This is a genomic window from Streptomyces sp. HUAS TT7 (assembly GCF_051550175.1).
In the GTDB taxonomy this organism is placed as follows: Bacteria; Actinomycetota; Actinomycetes; order Streptomycetales; family Streptomycetaceae; genus Streptomyces.
On the sequence record NZ_CP196175.1, the window covers coordinates 7110106 to 7136500 of the forward strand.

Below are 26395 nucleotides of genomic sequence, written 5' to 3' on the forward strand. Positions count from 1 at the left end.
CGACTCGATGGGAGTGCTCGATGAGCGGAAGACCCCGCCGTGGGCTCGTCGCCGTGCTGTCCCTCGCGGTGACGTTGGCCTCCGCGCTCATACCCGCTGCCTCGTACGCCGCTCCGGCCGCCGTCAAGGCGCCCCGCACCGTGGTCCTGGACGGGAAGCGGCTCCAGGACACCAAGCGGCGGCTCGATCAAGGCGACACCCAACTGCGCGACGCCGTAGGGAAGTTGACGGCCATCGCCGACGGCTGGCTCACCCAAGGACCCTGGACCGTCGTCGACAAGCCGAAGCCGGCCCCGGGCGGCGACCCGCACGACTACCTCAGCCAGGCTCCCTACTGGTGGCCCTCCCAGCCGAAGACCGCCGACAACCCGTGGGGCTGCCCGTACGTCCAAAAGGACGGTCAGCGCAATCCCGAGGTCGACTCCGGCACCGACCGGCCCGACCTCGGCAAGGTCTTCAACTCGGTCACCAGCCTCAGCCTGGCCTGGTACTACACCGGCAAGACGCAGTACGCCGAGCACGCCTCCGGCATCCTGCGCACCTGGTTCCTCGACCCGGCGACACGGATGAACCCGAACCTGAACCACGGGCAGTTCATCCCCTGCAAGTACGACGGCCGGGCGATCGGCATCATCGACTTCTCGCAGCAGTACTCCAGCGTTCTCGACGCGGTCGCCATCCTCGACACCGGGGCACCCGGCTGGAAGGCGAGCGATCACGCCTCAATGCTCGACTGGAACAAGAAGTTCCTGGACTGGGAGGTGAATTCGGCGTTCGGCAAGGAGGAGTCGGCGGCCCAGAACAACCACGGCACCTTCCAGGACCTCCAGATCGCCGCCCTCGCCCTCGCCACCGGAAACAAGGACCTGGCCCGACGGACCGTCCTCGGCGCCGGGAAGCGGCGGATCGACCCGCAGATCGCGGCCGACGGCAGCCAGCCCCAGGAGCTGGCCAGGACCCGGAGCTGGCACTACTCGACCTTCGACCTCGTCGCCCACACCCGGCTTGCCGCCATCGGCAAGCAGGTCGGCGTCGACCTGTGGGCGTATCGAGGACCGCAGGGGCAGAGCCTGTTCAAGGGCGTGCGCTATCTGCTGCCCGCCGCCGCCGGGGCCGCCGCCTGGCCGCATCCGGAGCTGGAGTTCCACCGGTACGCGGCGAGCGACGTCGTCCGTGCGGCCGCCGATGCCGGGGACAAGGACGCGAAGGCGGCCGTGCCGAAGCTTCAGGCGCCGCCCGGCGGCGACCTGTGGGCCCTGCGCCCCGCCCCCGAACAGCTCGACTCCATCGCAGGCTGATCCCACGCGTGGCGCCGCTTCAGGGCTGACGGACCGGCGCCGCACCCGCCACCTCGCCGGGCCGGGCGCCCGTCCGCAGGACCCGCGCCCCCGCCACCAGGCCGAACGCGAGCACGGTCACCAGGCCGAACGACACCACAAGGGAGGTCAGATCGGCGATCCCGCCGATCGCGGACGGAGCGACCAGACCCGAGGTGTAGGTGATGGTCGCGACGCCCGCTATGGCCTGGCTGGGGTTGGGCCCACTGCGGGCCGCCGCCGCGAACGCGAGCGGAACCACGACCGCCACGCCCAGGCCCATCAGGCCGAACCCGGCCATCGCCACCGCCGGGCCCGGCGCGACCACCACGAGCAGGCCGCCCGCAGTGGCGAGGATGCCTCCGCCGCGCACCGTACGCACGGCTCCGAAGCGGTCCACGCCCCTGTCGCCCGCGAGCCGGGCCGCGGCCATGGCCAGGGTGAACGCCGTGGTGCAGGCCGCGGCCGTGCCTGCCGATGCGTCCAGTACGTCCCGCAGATAGACCGCCGACCAGTCGAGGCTCGCGCCCTCGGCGACCACCGCGCAGAACCCCACCACGCCGATGGCCAGCGCCGATCTGGGCGGCAGCGCGAACCGGGGCGGCGGAGCCTCCTCGGGGGTGCTGCGCAGATCGAGCACGCCCTGGCAGGCGGCCAGGCCGAGCAGGGTCAGCGCGGCGGCGGCCACCGTGTGGTGCAGCCGCGCGTCGGCCCCGAGGTGCGCGGCCAGCGTCCCGGCCGCCGAGCCGATCAGCGCGCCCACACTCCACATGCCGTGCAGCGAGGACATGATCGAGCGGCCGAGCCGGTTCTCGGTCTCGACTCCCAGCGCGTTCATCGCCACGTCCGCCATGCCAGCGCTCGCTCCGTACGCGAAGAGGGCCGCGCACAGCGTGTAGACGTTCGGCGCGAGCGCGGGCAGCGCCAGAGCCAGCGTCCACAGCGCGAGCAGCCCGCGCAGCGCGTTGCGGGCCCCGAACCGGTGGGTGATCGCGCCGGACAGCGGCATCAGCAGGGACGATCCGATCGCCGGGAAGGCGAGGGCGAGGCCGAGCCGGCCCGCGGAGAGACCGGCGTGCTCCTGGATCCAAGGGACCCGGGTGGCGAAGTTGCCCGTCACCGCGCCGTGCACACAGAACACCGCGGCGATCGCGATCCGTGCTCGCCTCAACTGCCGTTGATCCAGAGCCAGTTCGGCTTCCATCGAACCGGGTTCCCCTCCCTCATGGGCGGCTTCCCCGCCGCGCGGTAAACTATCAGGAACCCTGCCTGATAAATGGAATGGGCGGCAACCGACTTTCGGTGATCTGGAAGGATTTCCGGCATGCCCGCATCCCCGAGCACCGCCCGGGCCATCAACGACCGGCTCGCCCTGCGCCTCCTGCAGGACGAGGGCCCGTTGACGGCAGGTCAGCTCAAGAACCTCACCGGACTCTCCCGGCCCACCGTCGCCGACCTCGTCGAACGCCTCCAGAGCTCCGGCCTGGTCCACGTCGTGGGGGAGTCGGGCGCCGAGCGGCGCGGCCCCAACGCGCGCCTGTACGCGATCGTCGCCGACCGGGCCCACCTCGCGGCCCTGGACGTCCGCACGCACAGCGTGTCCCTGGTCGTCGCCGATCTGCTGGGGGCGACGCTGGCCGAGGCGACCCTGCCGATCGAGCCCGACGCCGGGACGGGACCAGCCGTCGAACAGGCCGTGGCCCTCCTGGAACGCACCGCCAAGGAGGCCGGTGCCGAGCGGCTGCACAGCGTCGGGATCGGCGCCCCCGGCCTCATCGACCCGGCGAGCGGCGAGCTGCGCGACAGCAGCGGGCTGCCCGCCTGGCACCGCGAACTCGTCCGCGTGCTGGCCGGGCGCCTGCCCGCCGCCGTGCTCGTTGAGAACGAGACCAACCTGGCCGCCGTGGCCGAGCAGCGGCTCGGCGCGGCCCGCGGGCAGGACACCTTCGTGCTGCTGTGGCTCGGGCAGGGCATCGGTGCGGCCGTGGTTCTGGACGGGAAGCTGCGCAGGGGCGCCTCGGGCGGCGCGGGCGAGATCGGGTTCATGCCGGTGCCCGGCACCGGCGGCCTGCCGTCCGCGACCGGCTGCGACGGCGGCTTCCACGAGCTGGTGCACGCGGGCGCGGTGGCCCGCCTCGCCGCCGCGCACGGGCGGCCCGGCAGCGCGGAAGAGGCCGTACGGGATGCCGACGGGCCCTTCCTGGACGCGCTGGCCGAGCGGCTCGCGATCGGGGCGGCGGGCGTGGTCGCGGTCCTCGACCCCGGCCTGATCGTTCTGGGCGGCGAACTGGGTTACGCGGGCGGGCAGTTGCTCGCCGGCCGCGTCCAGCGCGCCCTTGCCGCCCTGACCCCCCTCGCCACCGAGGTGAGACCGAGCGAGCTCGGCGACGGCGCGGTCCTGAGCGGCGCCCTGCTCACCGCGCGGGATGCCGCCCAGGACGACCTCTTCGCACCGAAAGCATGATGGCGCTTCAGGTTTGGGAGCCCGACGGCGGCCAAGGGCCGGGAGACCGCCGCCGGGCGTATGGGGCGGGAAGCCGGATCAGCAGGCGCCGAGGTCCTGCCAGACTCCCCAGTCACCGGTAGTACCCGGTTCCTCGCCCTTCGTCCACCACTTGGACTTCCAGGTGTGCGACTTGTACGAGACGGTCGTGCCGCCGCCGTACTCCGAACCCGCCGACCAGAGCTGCGCGGCGCACGTGCCGCCCGAAGGCGTGGGCGACGGCGAGGGGCTTGCCGAGCCCGAAGGCGTCGGGGAGGGCGAGGAGGTGCCCGGGTCGCTCACCACAGCACCCCGGGTGTGGTCGCCGGCCAGCGCGTAGGTCTTGCCACCGAAGGTCACCGTCCAGTTCGAGGGGGTGGAAACCGGCAGGTAGTAGACGAAGTCGAGGGTGACCGAGGCGCCCGGAGCCAGTGACTGCCAGCCCGGCATCTTCAGCGAGACGCGGTTGTAGTCGCCCTTCAATCCACCGATGTTGTTCGCCGCCGTGTGGTCGCTGCGCACGATCGTCGTGCCGAAGCCGGACTGGTCCTTGGCGTTGGCCGGGGCCGAAGTGCCGTAGTCGAACTGGAACTCCGTGCCGCCGGGCAGCGTCGCCGTGGTGTTGTTGGTGATCGTCACCTTGGGGCTGATCGGGTAGTTGGAGTCGCCGAGCGGGAACTGCCCGAAGTCCACGCCGATGTTCAGGGCCTGGCTCGGCAGGTCGATGGCGGAGCGCTTGTTGCCGTACGGGGCGGCCGACTTGAACTTGTCGTACATCGCGCCGGTCAGGGTCGAGCCCTGCTCGTACTGGCCCTTGGCCGCGTTCCACCGGTAGTCGCCGGCCAGCTCCCAGACCATGGTGCCGCCGATGCCCTTGTCGACGACGTAGTCGGCCTTGGTGTTGACGGACTGTTCGTCCTCGGTGGACAGGAAGACCTTCTTCCGGTCGTTCCAGAGCCAGGGCGCCACCAGCGTCGCGTCGTACTGGCGGACGTAGCTGCCGGTCAGCTTGGTGTCGGCGGGCAGGCCGTACTTGCTGACGTAGTCGCCGACGATGCCCTTCTCCAGGTTCTTGGCGTGCCACATCGGGTTGGAACCGGCGGGCGCCTCCTTGCCGCCCGCGTCCAGGTCGTGCCAGAGGTTGTCGATGCCGACCGCGCCGTCACCGCAGGCGGTGAGCCCCGAACCGGCTGGGCAATTCGTCGAAGGTGCCTTCCCCCAAAGACCGTTGGTGCCGCCCTGCACATTCTGGAATCCGCGGGTGTAGTACGGCAGGCCCATATTGATGCGCCCGGCCGGCATGGAACCGCGGAAATAGTGATAGGCCCAGTCGGCGTTCAGATAGCCGACTCCGCCGTACTGAGAGGTGGAATAGACGCCGGCGGCCGCGAGTTCCGCGTCCTTTCCGTCGTCGAAGAGCGAGGCGTTCGGGCCGACGTACTGGTTCCAGGCGCCGTGCAAGTCGTACGACATGATGTTGACGTAGTCCAGGTACTGCTGGACCTGGAAGGTCTCCATACCGCGCAGCAGATAGCCGGACGAGGGTGCGGCCACCGACAGCAGGTAGTGCTTTCCATCGGCCGCCCCCGCGCGGTCGAGCTTCTCGCGCAGCGACTTCATCAGGGCCGCATAGCCCTTGACGAGACCGGCCCGGCGGGCATTGGAGATCGTCAGGTCGAGCGGGTTGCCCGCGTCCTTCATCGTCGTCGGGTATTCGTAGTCGATGTCGACGCCGTTGAAGCCGTACTTCTTGATGAAGGCCACCGCAGAGTCGGCGAACGTGTCGACGCCCGCCTGGTTGACGGAGCCGTCCGCGTTGGTGGCCATGGAATAGAAGCCGCCTGAGCCGACGCGCTTGCCGTCGTCACCGAAATAGCCGCCGGTCTCGGCCCAGCCGCCCACGGAGACAAGGGTCTTCACATCGGGGTGCTGCTTCTTGAATTTGTTGAGCAGATTGAAATGGCCCTTGTAGGGGAGCGAGGGGTCCATTTCGGCGCCCGTGACGCCGGGCCAGGTCATTCCGGTCGCGGCGTTCTTCTCGCTGTCCGTGCCGACGGAGATCTTGTTGTCGGAACCGACGTGCGCGAAGGCGTAGTTGATGTGGGTGACCTTGTCCCACGGGATGTCGGAGGCGAGGTAGGCGGGCGTCCCGTCCTGGCCGGTGCGCCAGCCCGTGAAGTAGCCGATCACGCGGCGCTGGTGGTCGGAGCCCATCTTCTCGCGGCCGTCGGTGTCGTACACCGAGCAGTACGGGACGTCGACGCCCGGGGTCTTGTAGAGGCCGTCGGGGCGACAGGCCTCGTTGTCTGTGGCGGCCTGCGAGACGCCGGTGGACAGCGAGCCGAACAGCAGCCCGGCGACCGCGGTGGCGGTCGTGAGCAGCGCAGCCCGTCTGCGGGTGGGGGAGAGCATGAGCAGTTCCTCCTGGGAGGTCGGGCGGAACACAACGAACATGGCGGTGGTCGTGCACGGCCCCGGCGTGCGCACACCGGCGGGCCTCTCCTCGGAGGTGACGCAGAGATTAAAAGGACTAGACCAGTGCGTCAATAGGTATGGACCAAAGGGGATGCTGAGCCGCTGGGGTGCCGCCGGGCCCGCGCTGGAGGGCCGCTCGAATCCGGCCATCCTGTGAGCCAGGCCACATCCCCTCGCTCGCATGGCCTTCGATCAGGCGTGGCACACTGGCCCTGTACCAGCAGCAGCGCACTCCGGGGTCGGTGTAATTCCGAACCGGCGGTTATAGTCCGCGACCCGTCCGCATCCAGCGGCCGGTTGACCAGGTGAAATTCCTGGACCGACGGTGAAAGTCCGGATGGGAGGCAGTGCGCGGCGGGCGGACCGTTCCACGGTCGCGCCGGCCGTCTGTTACCGGTCGCCGTCCAGGGCACCGGTCTCTTTCGGCCGTGGCGTGAGCTGTGCGCGATGGTCTTTCCCCGCTTTCTGTCGTCATCGACAGACCCCGGAGTCCGTGCCCGAAGAGGCAGGAGGACCCGGTGGCCACCGCAGCCGACGCAGACGCCATGCGCCGAGCCATTGAGCTCGCCGCGCGCGGACTCGGCTCCACCAGCCCCAACCCGGTCGTCGGGTGCGTCATCACCGACGCCTCCGGCGCGGTCGTCGGCGAGGGCTTCCACCAGCGGGCCGGCGGCCCGCACGCCGAGGTCCACGCCCTCGAAGCCGCAGGTGAGCGTGCCCGTGGCGGCACCGCGTACGTCAGCCTCGAACCGTGCAACCACACCGGCCGCACCGGCCCCTGCGCCCAGGCGCTCATCACGGCCGGCGTCACCCGCGTCTTCTACGCGGTCGGCGATCCAAACCCCCAGGCCACCGGCGGCGCCGACACCCTGCGCGCGGCCGGCGTCCACGCCGAGCAAGGCCTTCTCGCGGACGAGGCCGAGGCGGTCAACACCGCCTGGCTCACCTCCGTACGGCTCGGCCGCCCGCACGTCACCTGGAAGTACGCGGCGACCCTCGACGGGCGGACCGCCGCCGATGACGGCACCAGCCGCTGGATCACCTCCGCCGCGTCCCGCGCCGACGTCCACCGCCTGCGCGCCGAGTCCGACGCCGTGGTCGTGGGCTCCGGCACCGCCCGCACCGACGACCCGCACCTCGCGGTACGAGGCATCGACGGGACAACTCAGCCCCTGCGTGTGGCAGTCGACACCAACGCCACCGCCGTCAAGCCCGGCGCCCGCATCCTCGACGACGCCGCGCCCACCCTGATCGCGGTGGCCGAGGACGCCGACGCGGCCCATCTGCCCGGGGCGGCGGTCCTGCGGCTGCCGCGCACCGCCACCGGTCTGGACATCCCGGCGCTGCTCGCCGCCCTCCACGCGCGCGGCGTGCGCTCCGTACTCCTCGAAGGCGGCCCCACGCTGGCCGGGGCCTTCGTCGCCGCGGGCGCCGTCGACAGGGTCGTCGGCTACCTCGCACCCGCCCTGCTCGGCGCCGGGCCCACCGCGCTCGCCGGTGCAGGAATCTCCACCATCGCCGAGGCGTTGCGGCTCGACATCACCGAGACCGTGCGCATCGGCCCCGATCTGCGCATCACTGCCACCCCTCTCGCCAAGGAGCGCTGAACGTGTTCACCGGAATCGTCGAAGAGCTGGGCGAAGTCACCGCCATCGAGAACCTCGGTGACGCCTCCCGCTTCCGTCTGCGCGGCCCCGTTGTCACCGAGGGCGCCGGACACGGCGACTCGATCGCCGTCAACGGCGTGTGTCTGACGGTCGTGGAGTTCGGCGACGGCGAGTTCACCGCCGACGTGATGGACGAGACGCTGAAGCGGTCCAGCCTCGGCGCCCTGGAAGTCGGCTCCCGGGTCAACCTGGAGCGGCCCATGGCCGTCGGCGGCCGCCTCGGCGGGCACATCGTCCAGGGCCACGTCGACGGCACCGGCACGGTGCTTTCGCGCACCCCCTCCGAGAACTGGGAGATCGTCAAGATCGCCCTTCCCGGTGACCTCTCCAGGTACGTCGTCGAGAAGGGCTCCATCACCGTGGACGGCGTCAGCCTCACGGTCGTCGAGGCCGCCGCCGACTACTTCACCATCAGCCTCATCCCGACCACCCTCGCGCTGACCACGCTCGGCATCAAGCAGCCCGGCGACCCGGTCAACCTGGAGGTCGACGTCATCGCCAAGTACGTCGAGCGGCTGCTCGGCGCGAGCCACGGGGGGAACGACAAGTGAGCGCAGTGAACTGGCTGAACGGCGAGGCCTTCACGGTCCTCGGTCAGCACATCAGGTGGTCCGACATGATCGGCAACACGATCGGTCTGACAGCCCTCGCGCTCGGCTGGCGCCGGTCCATATGGACCTGGCCCGCCCAGTTCGTGTCGGGCCTCATCCTGTTCGTCGCCTTCGCCGCCGGGCACCTCTCCGGCAGCGCCGGCAAGCAGGTCGTGGTGATGGTCGTGGCCGCCGGCGGCTGGCTCGCCTGGAGCCGGGGCCGCCGGCAGGCCCAGGACGGCTCCATCGCCGTACGGTTCGCCACCTGGCGCGAGCGGGCCTACCTGCTCGGCGGCGCCGCCCTCGGCACGGTCGCCGTCGCGGCCCTCTTCACCGCCTACCCGGCCCTGTCGTGGGACCCGTGGCCCGACGCCTATGTATTCGTCGGCACCATCGTCGCGATGTTCGCCCAGGCCCGGGGCATGGTCGAGTTCTGGTTCGCCTGGCTGCTGGTCGACGTCGTCGGCGTCCCCCTCAACTTCGCCAACGGATACGCCTTCTCCGGCTTCGTCTACGTCATTTACGGCGCGCTCGTCCTGTGGGGCATGCGCGACTGGTGGCTGCGCTCCCGCACGAGCGTCGAGCCCGTCCTGGAAGGAGCGACGGCATGACCACGCACGCACCCACCTGGTACACCACCGACAACCGCGAGGACCTCTCCCTCGACCCCGTCGAGCAGGCCATCCGCGACATCGCGGCCGGCAGGCCCGTGGTCGTCGTCGACGACGAGGACCGCGAGAACGAGGGCGACCTCGTCGTCGCCGCCGAGAAGGCCACCCCGGAGATCGTCGCGTTCATGATGAGCGAGTGCCGCGGCCTGATCTGCGCGCCCATGGAGGGCGAGGACCTCGACCGGCTCGACCTGCCGCAAATGGTCGACCACAACACCGAGTCGATGAAGACCGCCTTCACCGTCTCCGTCGACGCGACCGCCGCCCACGGCGTGAGCACCGGCATCTCCGCCGCCGACCGCGCCACCACGCTGCGCCTGCTCGCCGACGGCCGCTCCGCCTCCGGCGACTTCGTCCGCCCCGGCCACATCTTCCCGCTGCGCGCCAAGCCCGGCGGTGTGCTGGTGCGCAACGGTCACACCGAGGCCGCGGTCGACCTCGCCCGGCTCGCCGGGCTCGCCCCGGCCGGCGCCATCGTCGAGATCGCGGGCGAGGACGGCGTCATGCTGCGCCTGCCGGAGCTCATCCCGTTCGCCCGCAAGCACGGCCTGACGATCATCTCCATCGAGGACCTGATCGCCTACCGGCGCTCCGCCGAGCCGACCGTGCGCCGCGAGGCCGAGGTTCAACTGCCCACCGCTGCCGGGGAGTTCACGGCCTACGGCTACCGCTCCACCGTCGACGGCGTCGAGCACGTGGCCCTGGTCCACGGCGACATCGGCGACGGCGAGGACGTCCTGGTCCGGGTCCACTCCGAGTGCCTGACCGGCGACATCTTCTCCTCGCTGCGCTGCGACTGCGGCCCCCAGCTCCAGGCCTCCATGGAACGCATCACCGAGGCCGGCCGCGGCGTGGTGGTCTACCTGCGCGGCCACGAGGGCCGAGGCATCGGCCTGCTCTCCAAGCTGCGCGCGTACGAACTCCAGGAGCGCGGCCGCGACACGCTCGACGCCAACCTTGAGCTCGGCCTGCCCGCCGACGCCCGCGACTACGCGGCCGGCGCCCAGATCCTCGCCGACCTCGGCGTCCACAGCCTGCGGCTCATGACCAACAACCCCGACAAGATCACCGCGCTGGTACGGCACGGTCTGAAGGTGTCGGGGCGCGAGCCCATGCCCGTCCAGGCGGGCGAGCACAACCTGAGCTACCTGCGCACCAAGCGGGACCGCATGGGGCACGACCTTCCCTGGCTGGACGCGGCATCGACGCCGATGTCCGCCTGCGGCAACCAGTAAGCCAGTAAGCACACCGGAAACACCTGAGGAGAGCACGTGAGTGGCAAGGGCGCACCCGAACTGTCCGTACGCAACTGCGGAGACCTCCGTGTCGCCGTGGTCGCGGCACAGTGGCACGAGAAGGTGATGGACGGACTCGTCGACGGCGCCCTGCGCGCCCTGCACGAACTCGGCATCGACGAGCCGACGCTGCTGCGCGTCCCCGGCAGCTTCGAACTGCCCGTCGTGGCGAAGGTCCTCGCGGGCCGCGGCTACGATGCCGTCGTCGCACTCGGCGTCGTCATCAGGGGCGGTACCCCGCACTTCGAGTACGTGTGCCAGGGTGTCACCAACGGCCTCACCCAGGTCAGTGTCGACACCGGCGTACCCATCGGGTTCGGCGTGCTGACCTGCGACACCGAGGAGCAGGCCCTGGACCGGGCCGGCCTCGAAGGGTCGAACGAGGACAAGGGTCATGAAGCGGTCACCGCCGCCGTGGCCACCGCCGCCACGCTGCGCACGGTCAGCGAACCCTGGCGCTGAGCGACGGGGCCCACCCCTTACTCTAAGAAGCATCATGGCGAACAAACCCTCTAAGAGTTTCGAAGAGCTTTTCACCGAGCTCCAGCTCAAGGCAGCCAATGGCGACCCCTCCACCTCCCGCACCGCGGAGCTGGTGGACAAGGGCGTGCATGCCATCGGCAAGAAGGTCGTCGAGGAGGCCGCCGAAGTCTGGATGGCCGCCGAGTACGAGGGCAAGGAAGCCGCCGCCGAGGAGATCTCGCAGCTGCTGTACCACGTCCAGGTGATGATGGTCGCGCGCGGGATCTCCCTCGACGACGTCTACGCCCACCTCTGAGCACGCCCGCATTCCACACCACCCCGCACAAGAAGGAAGCTGACCTCATGCTGCGCATCGCCGTTCCCAACAAGGGTTCACTGTCCGGACCTGCGTCGGCGATGCTCCATGAGGCCGGCTACCAGATGCGCAAGGAGTCGAAGGAGCTCGTCCTCGTCGACCCCGTCAACGAGGTCGAGTTCTTCTACCTGCGCCCCAAGGACATCGCGATCTACGTGTCCGCGGGCAAGCTCGACATCGGCATCACCGGCCAGGACCTCCTGGTCGACTCGGGCGCCAACGCCGAGGCGATCCTGCCGCTCGGCTTCGCCCGCTCCACCTTCCGCTACGCCACCAAGCCCGGCACCGCGAAGGACATCGCCGACTTCGGCGGCATGACGATCGCCACCTCCTACGAGGGCATCGTCGCCAAGCACCTCGCGGACAACGGAGTCGACGCCTCCGTCGTCCACCTGGACGGCGCCGTCGAGACCGCCATCGAGCTGGGCGTCGCCCAGGTCATCGCGGACGTCGTCGAGACCGGCACCTCGCTGCGCAACGCGGGCCTCGAAGTCATCGGCGAACCGATCATGAAGTCCGAGGCGGTCGTCATCCGCCGCACCGGCGCCGCCCCCGACGACCCGAAGGTGCAGCAGTTCCTGCGCCGCCTCCAGGGCGTCCTGGTGGCCCGCAGCTACGTGATGATGGACTACGACTGCCGCGCCGAGCACCTGGAGCGGGCCGTGGCCCTCACCCCGGGCCTGGAGTCGCCGACGATCTCCCCGCTGCACAACGAGGGCTGGGTCGCCGTCCGCTCGATGGTCCCCGCCAAGGACTCCCAGCGGGTCATGGACGACCTGTACGAGCTGGGCGCCCGCGCGATCCTCACCACGGCCATCCACGCCTGCCGCCTCTGACCGGCCGGCCGAGAACCGCGCCAAGAAGACAGCGCCACAGAAGACAGCGACGAAAGCGAACGACACCGTGTCCGCCCCCGCGCCCCAGCCTCCCGCCCTGCCGGTCACCTTCAGGCCGACCCGCACCCGGGCCGTCCTGCTGACCAGCGCGGCCGCCATGTTCGTCGCCATGACGGTGATGTCGCTGCTCCTGGAGACCCTGAGCGGGGGCGAGCGGGGCAGCTTCATCCTGATGGCCGCACTGTTCGCCGGGGTGCTCGTGCTGCTCAGCCGGCCCAAGGTCGTCGCCGACGACACGGGCGTCACGGTCGTCAACCTCACCGCGAGGCGCCGCCTCGCCTGGGCGGAGATCCTCCGGGTGAACCTCCGCCCCGGCGACCCCTGGGTCTTCCTCGACCTCAGCGACGGCACCAGCCTGCCCGCGCTCGGCATCCAGCCCGGGATCGGGAAGGCACGGGCCATCCGCGACGCCAAGGCGCTGCGCGCGCTCGCCGAAACCCACGGCACGGGCGCCGATTCACCCGGCACGGCTAGCGACAACGGCTGAGCCCCCTGCCCCACCTGGCAGCATCTTGATTACCCTGATGTCGGCGGCGCCGAGCGCGCCCCGCCCCGCACACGGGCCAGCACCATCGGCCGCGGGGCACCAGCGACCCGAGGAGTGACTCCCTCCAGCAATGGACGGATCGTCCGGTAGTACCTGCGCCGCCCCCTCCCAGGAGGCGGCGGCATGACCATCACGCTTGTGCTGCTCTTCGCGGCATTCCTTCTGATCCTCGCCAACGGCTTCTTCGTGGCGGCCGAGTTCGGTCTGGTCACCGTCGACCGGCCGGACGCCGAGCGTGCCGCCGCCGACGGTGACCGCAGAGCCCGCACCGTGGTGCGAGCCCTGCGCGAGCTGTCCTTCCAGCTCTCCGGCACCCAGCTCGGCATCACCATCACCTCGCTCGTCGTGGGCATGCTCGCCGAGCCCGCGCTCGCCGACCTGCTCGACGGGCCGATCGGCGCCACCGGCCTTCCGGCGGGCGCCGTCTCCGGCATCAGCGTCGTCCTCGGCATGCTGCTCGCCGCCGCCGTGCAAATGGTGATCGGCGAGCTCGTACCGAAGAACTGGGCGGTCTCCAAGCCGCTCCAGGTGGCCCGCTTCGTGGCCGGGCCGCAGGACCGCTTCTCGCGGCTCTTCCGCCCGGTCATCGCCCTGCTCAACACCGTCGCCAACCGCCTGGTGCGGGCGCTCGGCGTGGAGCCCGCCGACGAGCTGGCCTCCGCCCGCACCCCCGGCGAACTGGTCTCCCTGGTCAAGCACTCGGCGCGGGCCGGAGCCCTGGAACAGGACACCGCCGACCTCTTCGTACGGACCCTCTCGCTCGGCCACCTGACGGCCGAGAACGTGATGACCCCGCGCGTCAAGGTCAGCGCCCTGCAGACCACCGCCACCGCCGCCGACGTCCTCAACCTCACCCGTGCCACGGGCCTGTCCCGCTTCCCGGTCTACCGGGAGCGGATCGACGAGGTCGTCGGCATGGTCCACCTCAAGGACGCGCTCGCCGTGCGGCCGCCCGAGCGGCTGCGCACCGCGGTCGGCCTGATCGCCGTGCCGCCGCTGCTCGTCCCGGAGACGCTGCCCGTGCAGCAGCTCCTGGAGCGGCTGCGCAGCGAACAGCCGATAGCCGTCGTCGTCGACGAGTATGGGGGCACGGCCGGCGTGGTCACCCTTGAGGACATCATCGAGGAGCTCGTCGGCGAGGTCCGCGACGAGCACGACGGCGCGGACGCCGCCCGGCCCGAACTCGCCGTGGTGGCGGGCGAGGACGGCCGGCCCGCCTGGGAGGCCGACGGCAGCTGCCGCGTCCTCTCACTCGGCCGGATAGGCCTGGACGCGCCCGAGGGCCCGTACGAGACCGTCGCGGGCCTGGTCGCCGATCTGCTCGGCCGGATCCCGGTGCCGGGCGACCGGGTCGAGGTGCCCGGCTGGCGGATCCAGGTCCGCCAGGTCGAGCGGTACCGCGCCGAGCGGGTCCGCTTCGTGCGGGCGGCCGACGCACCCGTGGCGGAGGCGTCCCGATGAGCCTGCTTCAACTTCTGTTCGCACTGCTGCTCGTGCTCGCCAACGGCTTCTTCGTCGGCGCCGAGTTCGCGCTCGTCTCCGTACGCCGCAGCCAGATCGAACCGCTGGCCGCCGCCTCCGCGCGGGCCCGCCAGGTGCTGCACGGCCTGGAGAACCTGCCGCAGATGATGGCCGCGGCCCAATTCGGCATCACGGTCTGCTCGTTGACCCTCGGCGCGGTCGCCGAGCCGACCGTGGCGCGGCTCCTGGAGCCCGTCTTCCACGTGGCCCGGATCCCCGCGGGCCTGGTCCACCCGCTCGGCTATGTCATAGCGCTCGCCCTGGTGGTCTCGCTCCACCTCGTCATCGGCGAGATGGTCCCGAAGAACCTGGCGATGGCGGCGCCGGAGAAGACCGCGCTCTGGTTCAGCCCGGGCCTGGTCGCCTTCGCCCGGGTCTGCAAGCCGGTGACGATCGCGCTCGGCGCCTGCGCGCGGCTCGTCCTGAAACTGTTCCGGGTCGAGCCGAAGGACGAGGTGGAGGCCGTCTTCACCAGCGTCCAGCTCGGCCGCCTCGTCGAGGACTCCGGCCAGGCCGGGCTCCTGGAACCCGAGGCCCAGGAACGCCTGGAGGACGCCCTGGAACTGGGCAGCCGCCCCGTGACGGACGTCCTGCTCGACCGGGCTTCCCTGGTCACGGTCGGCTGCTCGGTGACACCGAGGGAGCTGGAGGAGCTGACGGTACGCACCGGATACTCCCGCTTCCCGGTGTGCGCGGAGGGCGGCGCCTTCATGGGCTTCCTGCACGTCAAGGACGTACTCGACGTGGAGGACAGGGAACGCGCGGTGCCGCAGCAGCTGTGGCGGCCGCTCGCCATCCTGCGGGCCGAACTGCCCCTGGACGACGCCCTCACCGTGATGCGCCGCGCGGCAACCCACCTCGCCCAGGTCGCCGACGGCTCCGGCCGGGTGCTCGGCCTGGTCGCCATGGAGGACGTCCTCGAAAAGCTGGTGGGCGAGGTCCGCGACCCCGCCCACCGCGAGGAGCCCACCCCGCTGGCCCGCCTGGCCGAGCCCCGCGGCGAACAGGCCCAGCAGGCGCTGGCCGGATAGTCAGAGAGGATCCTGCGGGTCGCGGCGAGTGGGGCCGCGACCCGACAGGACCTCCCCGTACGCCTGCATCAGATCGGGCAGGCGCAGGGTGGACAGGTCGTCCCGGGTCGGCGTCGTCGGGTACATCGACAGCCTCAAGTCCCGGTAGGCGCAGCTCTTTTCGTACAGGGTGCGCAGGAAGCGGCCGTTGCCGAGCTCGTCGATCCAGCTCTGGTCGACGACGTGCCCGCTGATCGAGCGCAGCTCCTCAAGGGCCTCCTCGTCCCACGCGTCCCCGTTCTCCCCGGCGAGCACCTCGCCGATCGAGGTGAGTTCGAGGGGGCGGTAGGAGGGGAAGTCGACGCGGGTGGTGAAGCGGGAGGACAGGCCCGGGTTGGTGGCGAGCAGCCGGTCCATGCCCTCGGGGTAGCCGGCGAGGATCACCACGAGGTGGTCGCGGTTGTCCTCGGCGCGTTTGAGCAGCACCTGGAGCGCCTCGTCGCCGTATGCGTCGCCCTTGCTGTAGCCCGAGTTGGAGAGCGAGTACGCCTCGTCCACGAAGAGCACGCCGCCCAGGGCCGAGTCGATCAGCTCGTTGGCCTTGACGGCGGTCTGGCCGAGGAACTCGCCCACCAGGTCCGCTCGTTGGGCCTCCACGAGGTGGTCGCCGCCGAGCAGTCCGAGCGCGTAGAAGACCCGGCCCAGGATGCGCGCTACGGTGGTCTTGCCGGTGCCGCTGGGGCCGGAGAAGACAAAGTGACGTTTCGGCGGCTGGACCGGCAGCCCCTGACTGGTCCTGAGCCGCGCCATGTTGAGCTGTGCGGACAGCGCCTTGACCTGACGCTTGACCGGTTCGAGCCCCACCATCCGCTCCAGCTCGGCGAGTGCCTCGGCCAGCAGCACCGGATCGGTGGGCCCGGCCGGGAACTGCGGGGGGCCGGGCCGTGCCGGAATACCGGGCTTGTGCCGTGCGCCGTCGCGCGCGGCCTCCGGCGGACCGGACAGGGGCGCCTGCGGCTCGCCGCCGAGCCGGAGCTCGCGGCCCTCGGGCTGATCCATGCCGAGGGCGGCCTCGGCCTCCGCCTCGACGGTGTCGCCGAAGCCGGACAGGGCGACCGCGGCCAGGTCAGGGGGTTCCTCCGAGCCGCCGAACCCGTCGTTCTCGGTGATCGCGGTGAGCCGCGCCGAGGTGTCCATGAACGCCGGGTCGACGCGGTGAACCGCCCGGTACAGGGGGAGGGCCGCGGCGGAGCGCCCGGTGCCCTCGTGGGCGCGGGCCAGCCAGTAGCGCAGCTCCTTGCGCTGGGGCTGCTCGCTGCGACAGCGCATCAGCGCGGCCGAGAGCAGCGGCTCGGCCTGGCCGAACATCTCCAGACGGACCCGGGCCATCCCGCCGAACAGGCCGGCTTCGATCCCGAGCAGCGGATCGTCGACCAACGGCTCGGTGTGGCGGACCAGTTGCTCCCAGTCCTTGACGAGATAGGCGCGGCAGGCGTGCAGGAAACGCACCTGTGGATCGGTGTCGACGGGTGGGAGACCGGCCAACGCCCGGTCCAGCTCCGGGACATGGCGCCCGTCCAGCCAGTGCGAGGCATGGGCGAGCAGCAGGTCGCGCGGGCTCTCCAGGACGGGCTGGACCCACCAGCCAAGCCAGTACCAGGAGTTGAGGGTGCGTCGGTGGCCCGCCCGCTGTTCGCCGAAGCGTTCGCGGTGCCGGTACATGCGGAGCAGCGCGGTCGTCGTGTCCACGCGCAGCGCGTGCAGCCCGAGCCAGCCGTCCGCCATCGAGGGATCGAGCCGCACTGCCGTGCGGAACTCCTCCTCGGCCTGCGGGTATGCGCCCATGGTGTACGCATCCACACCGCGCAGCCAGGCGAGATCGGCCGGGGCGTGTGCGCCCGTAGTGCCGAAGTCCATCACGTCCCCCACCACCGTGCCCCGTGCTGAACCGCCCATTCACACAACGGAATTGACGGGAGTTGACCGCACCGAGTGCATCGTACCTGCGGGAAGGCCCACTGCCGAAGGGGGCGTGGGGGAACATCGGTGGTGACGCAGGGTGAGTGAAATGCCCTGCGTGACGGCCCGGTCGAGGGGCAAGAGGCAGAACGAAGCCCCCGATCACGGGGGAACAACCGGGGGCTTCGCGTCCGCGGCGGCTTCGGAAAGCCGCACATTGAGAACGTAAGACCTGTATGGCCCCTGGGTCAAGCGGAGTTGAGGCACTCGGTGGGCTGTTTTGCGACTGTTCAGTCCGGTGGGGTGAGGTCGTCACGGTGGGTGAGGAATCGATCCGTGCGGGGTGCCGAATCGGGCCCCGGGAGCCACTCGTACCCCTCCTGCACCTGGCGTACCAGAGTGTCGGCGAAGGGCCTCGACGGGTCTTCGGCGAAATGGCACATCTCCGCCGCCGTCCAGTCGTCCCAGAAAGCGGAGAGTCCAATTCCGTCGCGGCGCCGGCCCCGCCCCCAGGAGGCCTCGGCGTCCAGTTCCATCCAAATGAGCAGGGCGAGCGAGGGCCGCAGCGCCCGGCGTCCCGCCCCGACGCCCTCGATCAGCACCACGGGTGCGGGCTCCAGGGCGCGCGCAGCCCCGAAACGCCGCAGATGCCAGTCGTACGGGTCGTACGCCGCGGCCTCGCCTCGTGCGAACGGATCGAGCACCTGGCGGCGGAACCGGTCCGTCCAGCCGAAGAACTCCTCGTGCGTGGCCAGATCGTCCAGGTGCAGCACCGGCGCCCCGCCCAGCGCCTGGGCGAGGCGGTCCGCGAACGTGGACTTTCCGGAGCCCGCGTGCCCGTCCACCCCGACCAGCCGCACCGGTCCGCAGGACGGAGGCAACCCCCTTACCTGGGTGGCCAGTTGGGTCACGGCGGTGCCGGGGTGCGGCGTGCTGTGCATGCGTCCTGCCTGGTGGTGCGGGGGCGGCGGTCGATGTCCCCGGGGCGGGGGTTCCGACCGTACCCGGTGCCCGGGAGAGGCGCCCGGCGCCGGGGCCCTCATGGCCGGTTCCCAGAGGCCCCGGCTCCCGCCCAGGTCACGCCAGTGGTGGAGACCAATATTGGCGGCGGGGCGCGTGCCGAATCACTGGCCGAAGGGCATCGGACCCGAGATAGTGGGCCCGCTGTCGTGCACTCGCCGCCCCATCCGTGACCGACCGGGGGTCCCACCATGACCAGCCCAACCTCGCGCAGAACCGTCCTCGCCGCGGCCGTCGCCGTCGCGGCCGGTGCCGTCGTGAGCTCCTCGTCGGGGCCCGCGGCCGCGTCCGGCGGCGCGGCCCGACCGAAGCAGGGCAAGCCGCTCGTGGACAACCAGGCCTGGACCTCGCACGCCGAGTGGCGCTCGGGCGCCGGCAGGGGCGTACGCGTCCGGGACGGCCGCCGCCCCGGCATCGTCATCGACCGGCCCGCCGGAACCACCTCCTACACCGACCCGCACACCAACAGGACCGCCACCTGGGAGTACGCGAGCTGGACCTCCCCGGCCCACCGTTCCACCGTCCCCGCCACCGAGGCCGTCGCCCACTGGAACGCGCACACCCCGGCCGGCACCTGGCTCCAGGTCGAACTGCTCGGCACCTACACGGACGGGTCCGCCACACCCGCGTACGTCATGGGCCGCTGGACGGCGGGCGACGGTGACACCGACATCCGGCGCACCTCCTTGGACGGCCAGAGCGACGGCAAGAGCTCGATCTCGACGGACACCTTCGCCATCGACGCCCCGGCCACCGGCCTTCGCCTCGCCTCCTACCGGCTGCGGGTCACCCTCTACCGCCTCCCGGGCAGCCGGCTCACGCCGACCGTGTGGCGGCTCGGCGCGATGGCCTCCGACATCCCGGACCGGTTCACGGTCGACGCATCGGCCCCCGGCTTCGCGGGCGAGCTGGCGGTGCCGAGCTACTCGCAGGAGATCCACAAGGGCCAGTACCCGCAGTACGACAACGGAGGCGAGGCCTGGTGCAGCCCCACCTCCTCGCAGATGATCATCGAGCACTGGGGACGGAAGCCGAACCCGGCCGACCTCGCCTGGGTCGACCCGTCCTACACCGACCCGCAGGTCTGCCAGGCGGCCCGCCAGACGTACGACTACCAGTACGCGGGCTGCGGCAACTGGCCCTTCAACGCCGCGTACGCCGCCACGTACCGGGACATGAGCTCCGTCGTGACCCGGCTGCGGTCGCTGAACGACGTCGAGACGCTGGTCCGCGCGGGCATCCCGGCCATAACGTCCCAGTCCTTCCTGGCCGCCGAGCTGACCGGCGCGGGGTACGGCACCGCGGGGCACCTGATGACGGTGACCGGCTTCACCGCCGGCGGCGACGTGATCGCCCACGACCCGGCGGCGCCCGATGACGCGGCCGTGCGCCGCGTCTACAAGCGGCGGGAATTCGAGAACGTGTGGCTGCGGACCAAGCGGTACAACGCGAGCGGGAAAGTGGTCTCCGGCACAGGAGGCGTCTGCTATCTCTACTGGCCCGCGTACCCGACGGCCAGCCAGCGCAAGGCGCTCGCGGCCGTCGGCATCCGCTGAGCGGGCCGTCGGCACCCCGGGGCAGTGACGAACGTCTCTACCCCGGGGGGCCCGTCCGATGGCACCGTGGAACGGTCACCGGGGGGGACCGTGCACCGCCACACGACCGAGTGAGTTCCCATGACCCTGCCTGCCACGACCGTCGACGACCCCCGAGCCCTGGCCGAGCTGCGCGCCCGCACGGGCGGCCCCAAGGACGTGGGCCCGAAGATCCTGGAACATGTCCTCGGCTGGACCCTGGTGGTGGTCATCGCGATGCTGGTGACGCAGACGGGCCTGATGTAGCTAATACGTGAGCTCCAGGTCGGCTCTCCAGTGCCGCTCAGGGACGCCGACCAGCCCGTAAAGCAGCCGCACCGGCGACCTCCGGGACAGCAGCACGACCCCCGCCAGCACGGCGAACACGGGGAGCCCAACCGCCCACCCCGTCAGCCGCACCAGCCCGCTCGCGGCAACCGCGCCCAGGAACGGCAGCCCATACACCCCGGCCGCCGCAATGGCCACCGCCAGGACTCGCGGCACCCCGCGGTCCTCGTCCGCCCCCGGCAGCTCCCAGCCCTCCATCAGCCAGCCGATCTCCGTGATCAGCATCGTCCCGATGACGGCGGCCCCGAGGACGAGCAGCGCGAGGAACGTCCCCGACGTCAGGAAGTGCAGCAGATTGTTGATCACGCTGTCCTTGGGCCAGTCCCGCAGCGCCCCGCGGCTCGTCGTGAGCAGCCGCCGGTAGCCGGTCCCGTCCCACCCATGGACCAGCACCGCGAACAGCAGGAAGTGCGCGCCCACGCTCTGCAGATACGCCCAGTAGCCCGCCCCCACCAGCACGAGCGCCTGCGCCACGAGGAACCCGAGCAGGGTTGCCACGACGGTGCCGCCCGCGTAGAAGAGCACGAACCCGGCCCAGATCCCGTGGTGGTCACCGGCCACCTGCATGGTCGCCCACGACGGGTTCTGCCACATCATGAAGAGACCGGTGGGCACCAGGAGTACGGCCGCGAACAGCACGGTCAGCAGAAGGTAGGGGTTGGCGGCGCGGCTGCGGGTGCGTGCCCCCTCGTCGTGCACCGAGCGCTGCCACCACTGGAGCTGGCGGGCCGCCGAGACCGCGAAGGTTGCCCCGGTTCCGTACGCCCAGAAGAGCGCGGCCTGGATCTGGATCACGATGCCCCCAGCGTCAGTCCGTTCGCGACGATGGAATCCGAGGTGACGAGGGCCTGTTCGGCCGTCACATCGGTCATGAAGACGAACGGCGGGACGATCGGCGGCACCGGCAGGGTGTTGGGGTCGAAGGTGATGCAGAGCAGCCCTTCGAGGCAGCCGCTGAACTTGGTGAGATAGAGCGTCACATGACCGCTGAGGTCCAACGAGCGTGCCCCCAGGGCGAGTTCGTCGTGGCCGTCGCGCGTGTTCAGGCGGTAGTCGGTGAGCGATGCCGAGTTCATCTTCAGGACCATGGCCTTGAGCGGGCCGTGCGCGGTGGGCACGGTCGTCACCCCGGCGAGCAGGAAGCCGTTGGGGGAGAAGCGGGTCGTGGTGACGGTCGGCGGCACGGCGGGGGCGGTGACGGAGCCGGGCTGCGGTGCCTGCTCGACGTGCTGTCCCCCGAGTGTGAGGAGGAGGGCGAGCGGCAGGGCCGCGGCGAGCGTGCGCTGGGTGCGGACGTTCGGCACCCGCGTCGCCTCCTCCTTCGGCGTCCAGCCGAACCCCATCGCGCTGCCCGTGATGCCGAGCGCCATCCCGACCAGGAACCCGCCGAGGTTGGTGGCCGCGAAGGAAAGCACCGACAGGATCAGGGCGTTGATCGACACGTAGTGCCGGGTGTGCGGCAGGAACCAGAGGAAGAGCCCGGCCGCGACGAGGGCGAGTCCGATGCCGATCGCGGCGATCCCGCCGAGCCCGAGGCTGACCAGGATCGTCAGCGGCGACAGCGGCACCACGAGCAGTTCGAGCCCGCCGAGGACGAGGAAGAGCCCCGCCCAGAACGGCCGCGTCCGCCGCCAGCCCCGCAATACCCGTCGGGCCTCGGGCAGTGGCAGGCGTTCGTCGAGGGCGGGGAACCGCAGCCGGCCCTCGTCCGGCTCGCCCCAGGAGGCGCGCCGCGGTTCGCCGGTACGGGGCCCCGTCCCCTCACTGGCGCGGGGCCCCGCACCCTGGCCGGTCCGCGCGCCGGGACCGGACCCGGCGCGCGGACCGACGTCGTCGCCCGGCCGAGGAGCTCGCGGATCACCCTGCACCCGGACCGGCGGGCGGGGCGTCGTGGCACCGTCGAGGGGGAGCCTGAGCAGCCCGAGCCGTCTCAGAAGCACTTCTTGCCGCCGATGCTCACATCGACCTTCATCCCCTTCAGCCGGAAGTTGCCGCCGGTCGCCGACCAGGCATGCGACTTCACGCCATTCACCTCGATGTTCCCGGCCTGGAGCCCGAACTTGCCCGGCTCGCCCTGAACTCCCTTGACCGCGTCCAGAGTCGAGGCGTCCCGGCCGATCTGGGCCGTGCCGAACCGGGCGTCGCCGATCAGGTCCTCGCCGTCGATGACCAGATTGCTGGCCGTCACCTCGCCCGCGTCGCCGCCCGCCGTCAGCTTGAACACGACGGTGCCGACGGGCGTGCTGACCTCGGCCGACTGGCAGATGTCGCTGAGCTCGGCGTCGCCGATGCCGAGCAGCGCCACGGGGTGGCCCTTGCCGTCGACGGACTTGTCGGTCTGTACGTACGAGGAGAGCCCGGAACTGGTCAGCTTCCCCGACGCGACCTGGAAACTGGTCCCGGAGACCGCGAACGACGCGGCCAGCGCGCCCTCGGCCATCACATTGGCCATGATCCCCACCGCGACGACCGCCGGCAGGGCGACGACCGCGGTCTTCTTCCAGGCGGTTCTGCCTTCGGCCAACGGCCGCTTGACTGCGCTCACTTGATCCTCCCGTACGACACGTCGTCCAGCGGTGCAGGGGGAGTGCGAATGCAGGTCTGCCATACTGCGGGCATCCTGTGGCAGTTGGAGACTAGGGCCGAATTTGAATAATAGTCAACAGGGCGGTACGACCGAGAGATCCCAGGTCCGCCGTTCCGAACTCATCGCAACGGGCCGGAAGTTGTTCGCCGACACCTCGTACGACGCGCTGTCGATGGACGACATCGCCAAGCACGCCGGGGTCGCCAAGGGCCTGATCTACTACTACTTCAAGTCCAAACGGGGCTACTACCTGGCCATCGTCGAGGACTCCGTCGCGGATCTGGTGTCCCGCGCCGGGAGCGACACCGAGCTGCCCCGCGCCGAACGCGTCCACCGCACCATCGACGGCTACCTCCTGTACGCCCAGCACCACCAGGCCGCGTACCGGACGATCGTCACCGGCGGCGTCGGCTTCGACACCCAGGTGCAGGCCATCCGGGACGCGGTGCGCGAGGAGCTGATCGCCACCATCGCCGAGGGCGCCTACGGCACCCGGGAGATACCGGTGCTCGCCCGGCTCGCTCTGGTCGGCTGGCTGGGCAGCGTGGAGAGCGTCACGCTCGACTGGCTCGCCGCCGTGGATCCGCCCCGCGACACCGTGCGCGAGCTCCTGGTGCGGATGCTGCGGCGCACCCTGGACACCATCGAGGAGTTCGAGCCGTCCTGCCCCTCTCCGGAGCCGGCCTAGACACGCCGAAGGGGCGGGCGGCTCGCGGCCACCCGCCCCTTCAAGCTCCAACTCCCGGGCTAGCCAATCGACTTGATGAGCTCACCGTTGCTGGTGTCCCCGCTCAGCTCCCAGAAGAAGGTGCCGCCGAGTCCCTGGTTGTTCTTGTAGGCCGTCTTCCCGGCGATGGTGGACGGGGTGTCGTAGCTCCACCAGTTGTTGCCGCAGTACGCGTACGCCGTCCCCGCGACCGTCCCGTTGGCGGGGCACTTCGTCTTCAGCACCTTGTAGTCCTCGATGCCCTGCTCGTACGTTCCGGCCGCGGGCCCGGTCGCCGTGCCGCCCGGCTCCTTGTGCGTCACGCCCGTCCAGCCGCGCCCGTAGAACCCGATGCCGAGCAGCAGCTTGCCGGCGGGGATGCCGAGGCCTTTCAGCTTCTGGATGGCCGCATCCGTGTTGAAGCCCTGCGTGGGGATCCCGCTGTACGAGGTCAGCGGGGAGTGCGGGGCGGTCGGGCCTTGCGCCGCCCAGGCGCCGAAGAAGTCGTACGTCATCGGGTTGTACCAGTCGACGTATTGGGCCGCCCCTGCGTAGTCGGTGGCGTCCATCTTGCCGCCCGCCGAGGCGTCGGCGGTGATCGCGGCGGTCACCAGGCGGGAGGTGCCGAACTTCGAACGCAGCGCCGCCAGCACGTTCTTGAAGGCCTCGCGTCCGCTGGTGTCGCAGGACAGACCGCAGGCGTTGGGGTACTCCCAGTCGATGTCGATGCCGTCGAAGAGGTCCGCCCAGCGCGGGTCCTTGACCAGGCCGTAGCACGAATCGGCGAACGCGGCGGGGTTCTTCGCGGCCTCGCCGAACCCGCCCGACCAGGTCCAGCCGCCGAACGACCAGAGGACCTTGAGCCCGGGGTGCTGCTTCTTGAGCTCGCGCAGCTGGTTGAAACTGCCCGCGACCGGCTGGTCCCAGGTGTCGGCGGTGCCGTCCACGCTGGAGGCGGCGTCGTACGTCTTCTGGTAGTCGGCATAGGCGTCGCCGATGGCGCACTTGCCGCCCGTCACGTTGCCGAACGCGTAGTTGATGTGGGTCAGTTTGGCGGCCGAGCCGGATGTCTCGATGTTCTTGACGTGGTAGTTGCGCTGGTAGACGCCCCAGTCGGTGAAGTACCCGACGACCTTGGAACCGGCGGCTGTCCGGGGTGCCTGGGGCGCCTTTTCGGGGGAGGCGGTGGCGCTGCCCGCGCCGGCGAGCAGGGTGACGCCGAGCGCGGCGGTACACGCGGCGGCGATCAGGGCCTTGAACCTGGGACGAGGGGGACGGGGTCCGAGCATCGTGATCTCCTCGTGGGGAGGGGAGAGTGGGGGCCGTGCACGACTGCCGTGACGCGTTGTTTTGACATGGACGCACTAAGGCGGTGAACGGAACGCTAGAAGGACTAGACCAGTGCGGTCAATGGTTCGGACCAATTCCGGAGTGCTCAATTCCAGGGCGGCGCCCGGTGCGGAGCCCGCGCGGAGCCGGCTCGGAGCACGGGTAAATCGTGATCTTGGAGCCAGTGACGGGACGCGTCCGATCGGGCATACTCACAGCGCCACGGCCGCCCGCCTGCTACTTCCGTGACCCGGAAGGGAAGGTATCGGCCGGAGAGCAGAGTCACCGGCGGCGCCGCCACACCCTGCGCGTGCGTCCGCCGAAGCGCCCGACAGGGAGGAGAGCGCCGCCATGCCCGACCGTGCCCCACAGCCGGTGGAACGACAGCTGCCCACCGAAGAGGCCCGGGACCTTGTCGCCCTTGTGCGCGACATCGTCCAGCGGGAGATCGCGCCTCGGGCCGCCGAGCAGGAGGACGCCGGGCGCTTCCCGCGCGAGATCTTCACCCTGCTCTCCGAATCCGGCCTCCTCGGCCTCCCGTACGACTCCGAGTTCGGCGGGGGCGACCAGCCCTACGAGGTCTACCTCCAAGTGCTCGAAGAGCTCGCCTCGGCCCGCCTCACGGTCGGCCTCGGGGTGAGCGTCCACTCGCTCGCCTGCCATGCGCTCGCGGGCTACGGCACCAAGGAGCAGCAGGCCGAGCACCTGCCCGCGATGCTCGGCGGCGGCCTGCTCGGCGCGTACTGCCTCTCGGAGCCCTCGTCGGGATCGGACGCGGCCTCGCTGCGCACCAAGGCCGTACGGGACGGCTCGGACTGGGTCGTCACCGGCACCAAGGCCTGGATCACCCATGGCGGGATCGCCGACTTCTACACCGTCCTCGCCCGCACCGGTGGCGAAGGCGCCCGCGGCATCACGGCCTTCCTCGTCCCCGGCGACGCCGAGGGGCTGAGTGCGGCGGCCCCCGAGAAGAAGATGGGCATGAAGGGCTCGCCCACCGCCCAGCTCCACTTCGACGGCGTACGTGTCCCCGACGCGCGCCGCATCGGCGAGGAGGGCCAGGGCTTCGCGATCGCGCTGTCCGCGCTCGACTCGGGGCGGCTCGGCATCGCGGCCTGCGCGATCGGCGTCGCCCAAGCCGCCCTCGACGAGGCGCTCGCGTACGCCACCGGGCGCGAGCAGTTCGGCCGGCCCATCGCCGACTTCCAGGGCCTGCGGTTCATGCTGGCCGACATGGCGACCCAGATCGAGGCGGGCCGCGCGCTGTACCTGGCCGCCGCGCGGCTCCGCGACGCGGGGCGCCCCTTCTCCCGCCAGGCCGCGATGGCCAAGCTGTTCTGCACGGACGCGGCGATGAAGGTGACCACGGACGCGGTCCAGGTCCTGGGCGGCTACGGCTACACGGCCGACTTCCCGGTCGAGCGCTTCATGCGCGAGGCGAAGGTCCTGCAGATCGTCGAGGGCACGAACCAGATCCAGCGCATGGTCATCGCCCGCCACCTCGCGGGCCCGGAAACCCGCTGATCCCAGGGGCGCGGATGCCGCTGCGGGCCGGATGCCCGCC

Annotated in this window: 24 protein-coding genes and 1 riboswitch; of the genes, 16 read left to right on the forward strand and 8 right to left on the reverse strand. The window is 70.9% G+C overall.

The genetic code is table 11. From position 1 onward, the window contains the following. The first annotated feature begins 20 nt into the window (after positions 1-20). Positions 21-1298 (forward strand): alginate lyase family protein, encoded by a 1278-nt coding sequence (locus tag ACSHXC_RS32090; protein ID WP_438294873.1) that lies wholly within the window; start codon positions 21-23, stop codon positions 1296-1298. Between the two features lie 19 nt (positions 1299-1317). On the opposite strand, the gene ACSHXC_RS32095 is transcribed toward ACSHXC_RS32090, so the two are convergent. After that, the gene (locus ACSHXC_RS32095) at positions 1318-2520 is read right to left on the reverse strand and encodes an MFS transporter (protein WP_438294874.1); all 1203 of its coding nucleotides are present in this window, start codon (positions 2518-2520) and stop codon (positions 1318-1320) included. Between the two features lie 120 nt (positions 2521-2640). Between ACSHXC_RS32095 and ACSHXC_RS32100 the strand changes: the two genes are divergently transcribed. Then, complete coding sequence (locus tag ACSHXC_RS32100) at positions 2641-3780, forward strand: ROK family transcriptional regulator (RefSeq protein WP_438294875.1); 1140 nt, start codon at positions 2641-2643, stop codon at positions 3778-3780. A 78-nt stretch (positions 3781-3858) separates the two neighbouring features. Here ACSHXC_RS32100 and ACSHXC_RS32105 read toward each other — a convergent pair whose 3' ends face one another. Further along, the gene (locus ACSHXC_RS32105; RefSeq protein WP_438296939.1) at positions 3859-6210 is read right to left on the reverse strand and encodes a chitinase C-terminal domain-containing protein; all 2352 of its coding nucleotides are present in this window, start codon (positions 6208-6210) and stop codon (positions 3859-3861) included. 287 nt (positions 6211-6497) lie between these two features. Beyond that, a riboswitch (FMN riboswitch) is annotated at positions 6498-6628 on the forward strand. 163 nt (positions 6629-6791) lie between these two features. On the opposite strand from ACSHXC_RS32105, the gene ribD reads away from it, so the two are divergent. The 10 genes from ribD (at position 6792) to ACSHXC_RS32155 (ending at position 15329) form a co-directional block, all read left to right on the forward strand. Then, entirely contained in the window at positions 6792-7880 is a 1089-nt protein-coding gene (gene ribD, locus ACSHXC_RS32110) for a bifunctional diaminohydroxyphosphoribosylaminopyrimidine deaminase/5-amino-6-(5-phosphoribosylamino)uracil reductase RibD (protein WP_438294876.1), read from the forward strand. Between the two features lie 2 nt (positions 7881-7882). Next, complete coding sequence (locus ACSHXC_RS32115) at positions 7883-8491, forward strand: riboflavin synthase (protein ID WP_438294877.1); 609 nt, start codon at positions 7883-7885, stop codon at positions 8489-8491. Positions 8492-8496: 5 nt separating this feature from the next. Continuing rightward, complete coding sequence (gene pnuC / locus ACSHXC_RS32120; protein ID WP_438296941.1) at positions 8497-9141, forward strand: nicotinamide riboside transporter PnuC; 645 nt, start codon at positions 8497-8499, stop codon at positions 9139-9141. Continuing rightward, a complete protein-coding gene (locus ACSHXC_RS32125; RefSeq protein ID WP_438294878.1) occupies positions 9138-10436 on the forward strand; it encodes a bifunctional 3,4-dihydroxy-2-butanone-4-phosphate synthase/GTP cyclohydrolase II in 1299 nt (432 codons plus the stop codon). The genes pnuC and ACSHXC_RS32125 overlap by 4 nt, the downstream gene beginning before the upstream one ends. Before the next feature lie 36 nt (positions 10437-10472). Then, entirely contained in the window at positions 10473-10958 is a 486-nt protein-coding gene (ribH, locus tag ACSHXC_RS32130; protein ID WP_053724473.1) for a 6,7-dimethyl-8-ribityllumazine synthase, read from the forward strand. A 34-nt stretch (positions 10959-10992) separates the two neighbouring features. Next, on the forward strand, positions 10993-11274 hold the full coding sequence (locus tag ACSHXC_RS32135; RefSeq protein ID WP_100577332.1) for a phosphoribosyl-ATP diphosphatase: 282 nt from the start codon (positions 10993-10995) through the stop codon (positions 11272-11274). Positions 11275-11321: 47 nt separating this feature from the next. Continuing rightward, positions 11322-12170 (forward strand): ATP phosphoribosyltransferase, encoded by an 849-nt coding sequence (hisG, locus tag ACSHXC_RS32140; protein ID WP_438294879.1) that lies wholly within the window; start codon positions 11322-11324, stop codon positions 12168-12170. 67 nt (positions 12171-12237) lie between these two features. Further along, positions 12238-12717 (forward strand): PH domain-containing protein, encoded by a 480-nt coding sequence (locus ACSHXC_RS32145; RefSeq protein ID WP_438294880.1) that lies wholly within the window; start codon positions 12238-12240, stop codon positions 12715-12717. Positions 12718-12900: 183 nt separating this feature from the next. Next, complete coding sequence (locus ACSHXC_RS32150; RefSeq protein ID WP_438294881.1) at positions 12901-14238, forward strand: hemolysin family protein; 1338 nt, start codon at positions 12901-12903, stop codon at positions 14236-14238. Then, positions 14235-15329: a hemolysin family protein gene (locus ACSHXC_RS32155; RefSeq protein WP_438294882.1), complete on the forward strand. Its 1095-nt coding sequence runs from the start codon at positions 14235-14237 to the stop codon at positions 15327-15329. Before ACSHXC_RS32150 ends, ACSHXC_RS32155 begins: the two co-directional genes overlap by 4 nt. On the opposite strand, the gene ACSHXC_RS32160 is transcribed toward ACSHXC_RS32155, so the two are convergent. Next, positions 15330-17225: an AAA family ATPase gene (locus tag ACSHXC_RS32160; protein ID WP_438296943.1), complete on the reverse strand. Its 1896-nt coding sequence runs from the start codon at positions 17223-17225 to the stop codon at positions 15330-15332. A 332-nt stretch (positions 17226-17557) separates the two neighbouring features. Further along, positions 17558-18208 (reverse strand): uridine kinase family protein, encoded by a 651-nt coding sequence (locus ACSHXC_RS32165; protein ID WP_438294883.1) that lies wholly within the window; start codon positions 18206-18208, stop codon positions 17558-17560. A 270-nt stretch (positions 18209-18478) separates the two neighbouring features. Here ACSHXC_RS32165 and ACSHXC_RS32170 point away from each other — a divergent pair, with 270 nt between their 5' ends. Continuing rightward, entirely contained in the window at positions 18479-19843 is a 1365-nt protein-coding gene (locus ACSHXC_RS32170) for a peptidase C39 family protein (protein ID WP_438294884.1), read from the forward strand. A gap of 120 nt (positions 19844-19963) precedes the next feature. Next, positions 19964-20128: an SCO1431 family membrane protein gene (locus ACSHXC_RS32175; RefSeq protein WP_438294885.1), complete on the forward strand. Its 165-nt coding sequence runs from the start codon at positions 19964-19966 to the stop codon at positions 20126-20128. Here ACSHXC_RS32175 and ACSHXC_RS32180 read toward each other — a convergent pair whose 3' ends face one another. From ACSHXC_RS32180 to ACSHXC_RS32190, 3 genes are all read right to left on the reverse strand, one after another. Continuing rightward, the gene (locus tag ACSHXC_RS32180) at positions 20129-21004 is read right to left on the reverse strand and encodes a hypothetical protein (RefSeq protein WP_438294886.1); all 876 of its coding nucleotides are present in this window, start codon (positions 21002-21004) and stop codon (positions 20129-20131) included. Continuing rightward, the gene (locus ACSHXC_RS32185) at positions 21001-21906 is read right to left on the reverse strand and encodes a DUF6114 domain-containing protein (protein WP_438296945.1); all 906 of its coding nucleotides are present in this window, start codon (positions 21904-21906) and stop codon (positions 21001-21003) included. Before ACSHXC_RS32185 ends, ACSHXC_RS32180 begins: the two co-directional genes overlap by 4 nt. Positions 21907-22139: 233 nt before the next feature. Beyond that, on the reverse strand, positions 22140-22754 hold the full coding sequence (locus ACSHXC_RS32190) for a DUF6230 family protein (RefSeq protein ID WP_438294887.1): 615 nt from the start codon (positions 22752-22754) through the stop codon (positions 22140-22142). Positions 22755-22857: 103 nt separating this feature from the next. Here ACSHXC_RS32190 and ACSHXC_RS32195 point away from each other — a divergent pair, with 103 nt between their 5' ends. Next, a complete protein-coding gene (locus ACSHXC_RS32195) occupies positions 22858-23484 on the forward strand; it encodes a TetR/AcrR family transcriptional regulator (protein WP_438294888.1) in 627 nt (208 codons plus the stop codon). A gap of 59 nt (positions 23485-23543) precedes the next feature. Here the strand turns inward: ACSHXC_RS32195 and ACSHXC_RS32200 are convergent, their stop codons facing one another. After that, positions 23544-24791, reverse strand: a complete 1248-nt coding sequence (locus ACSHXC_RS32200) for a glycoside hydrolase family 18 protein (protein ID WP_438294889.1) — start codon at positions 24789-24791, stop codon at positions 23544-23546. Between the two features lie 391 nt (positions 24792-25182). Here ACSHXC_RS32200 and ACSHXC_RS32205 point away from each other — a divergent pair, with 391 nt between their 5' ends. Then, on the forward strand, positions 25183-26355 hold the full coding sequence (locus ACSHXC_RS32205) for an acyl-CoA dehydrogenase family protein (protein WP_438294890.1): 1173 nt from the start codon (positions 25183-25185) through the stop codon (positions 26353-26355). The last annotated feature ends 40 nt before the right edge of the window (positions 26356-26395 follow it).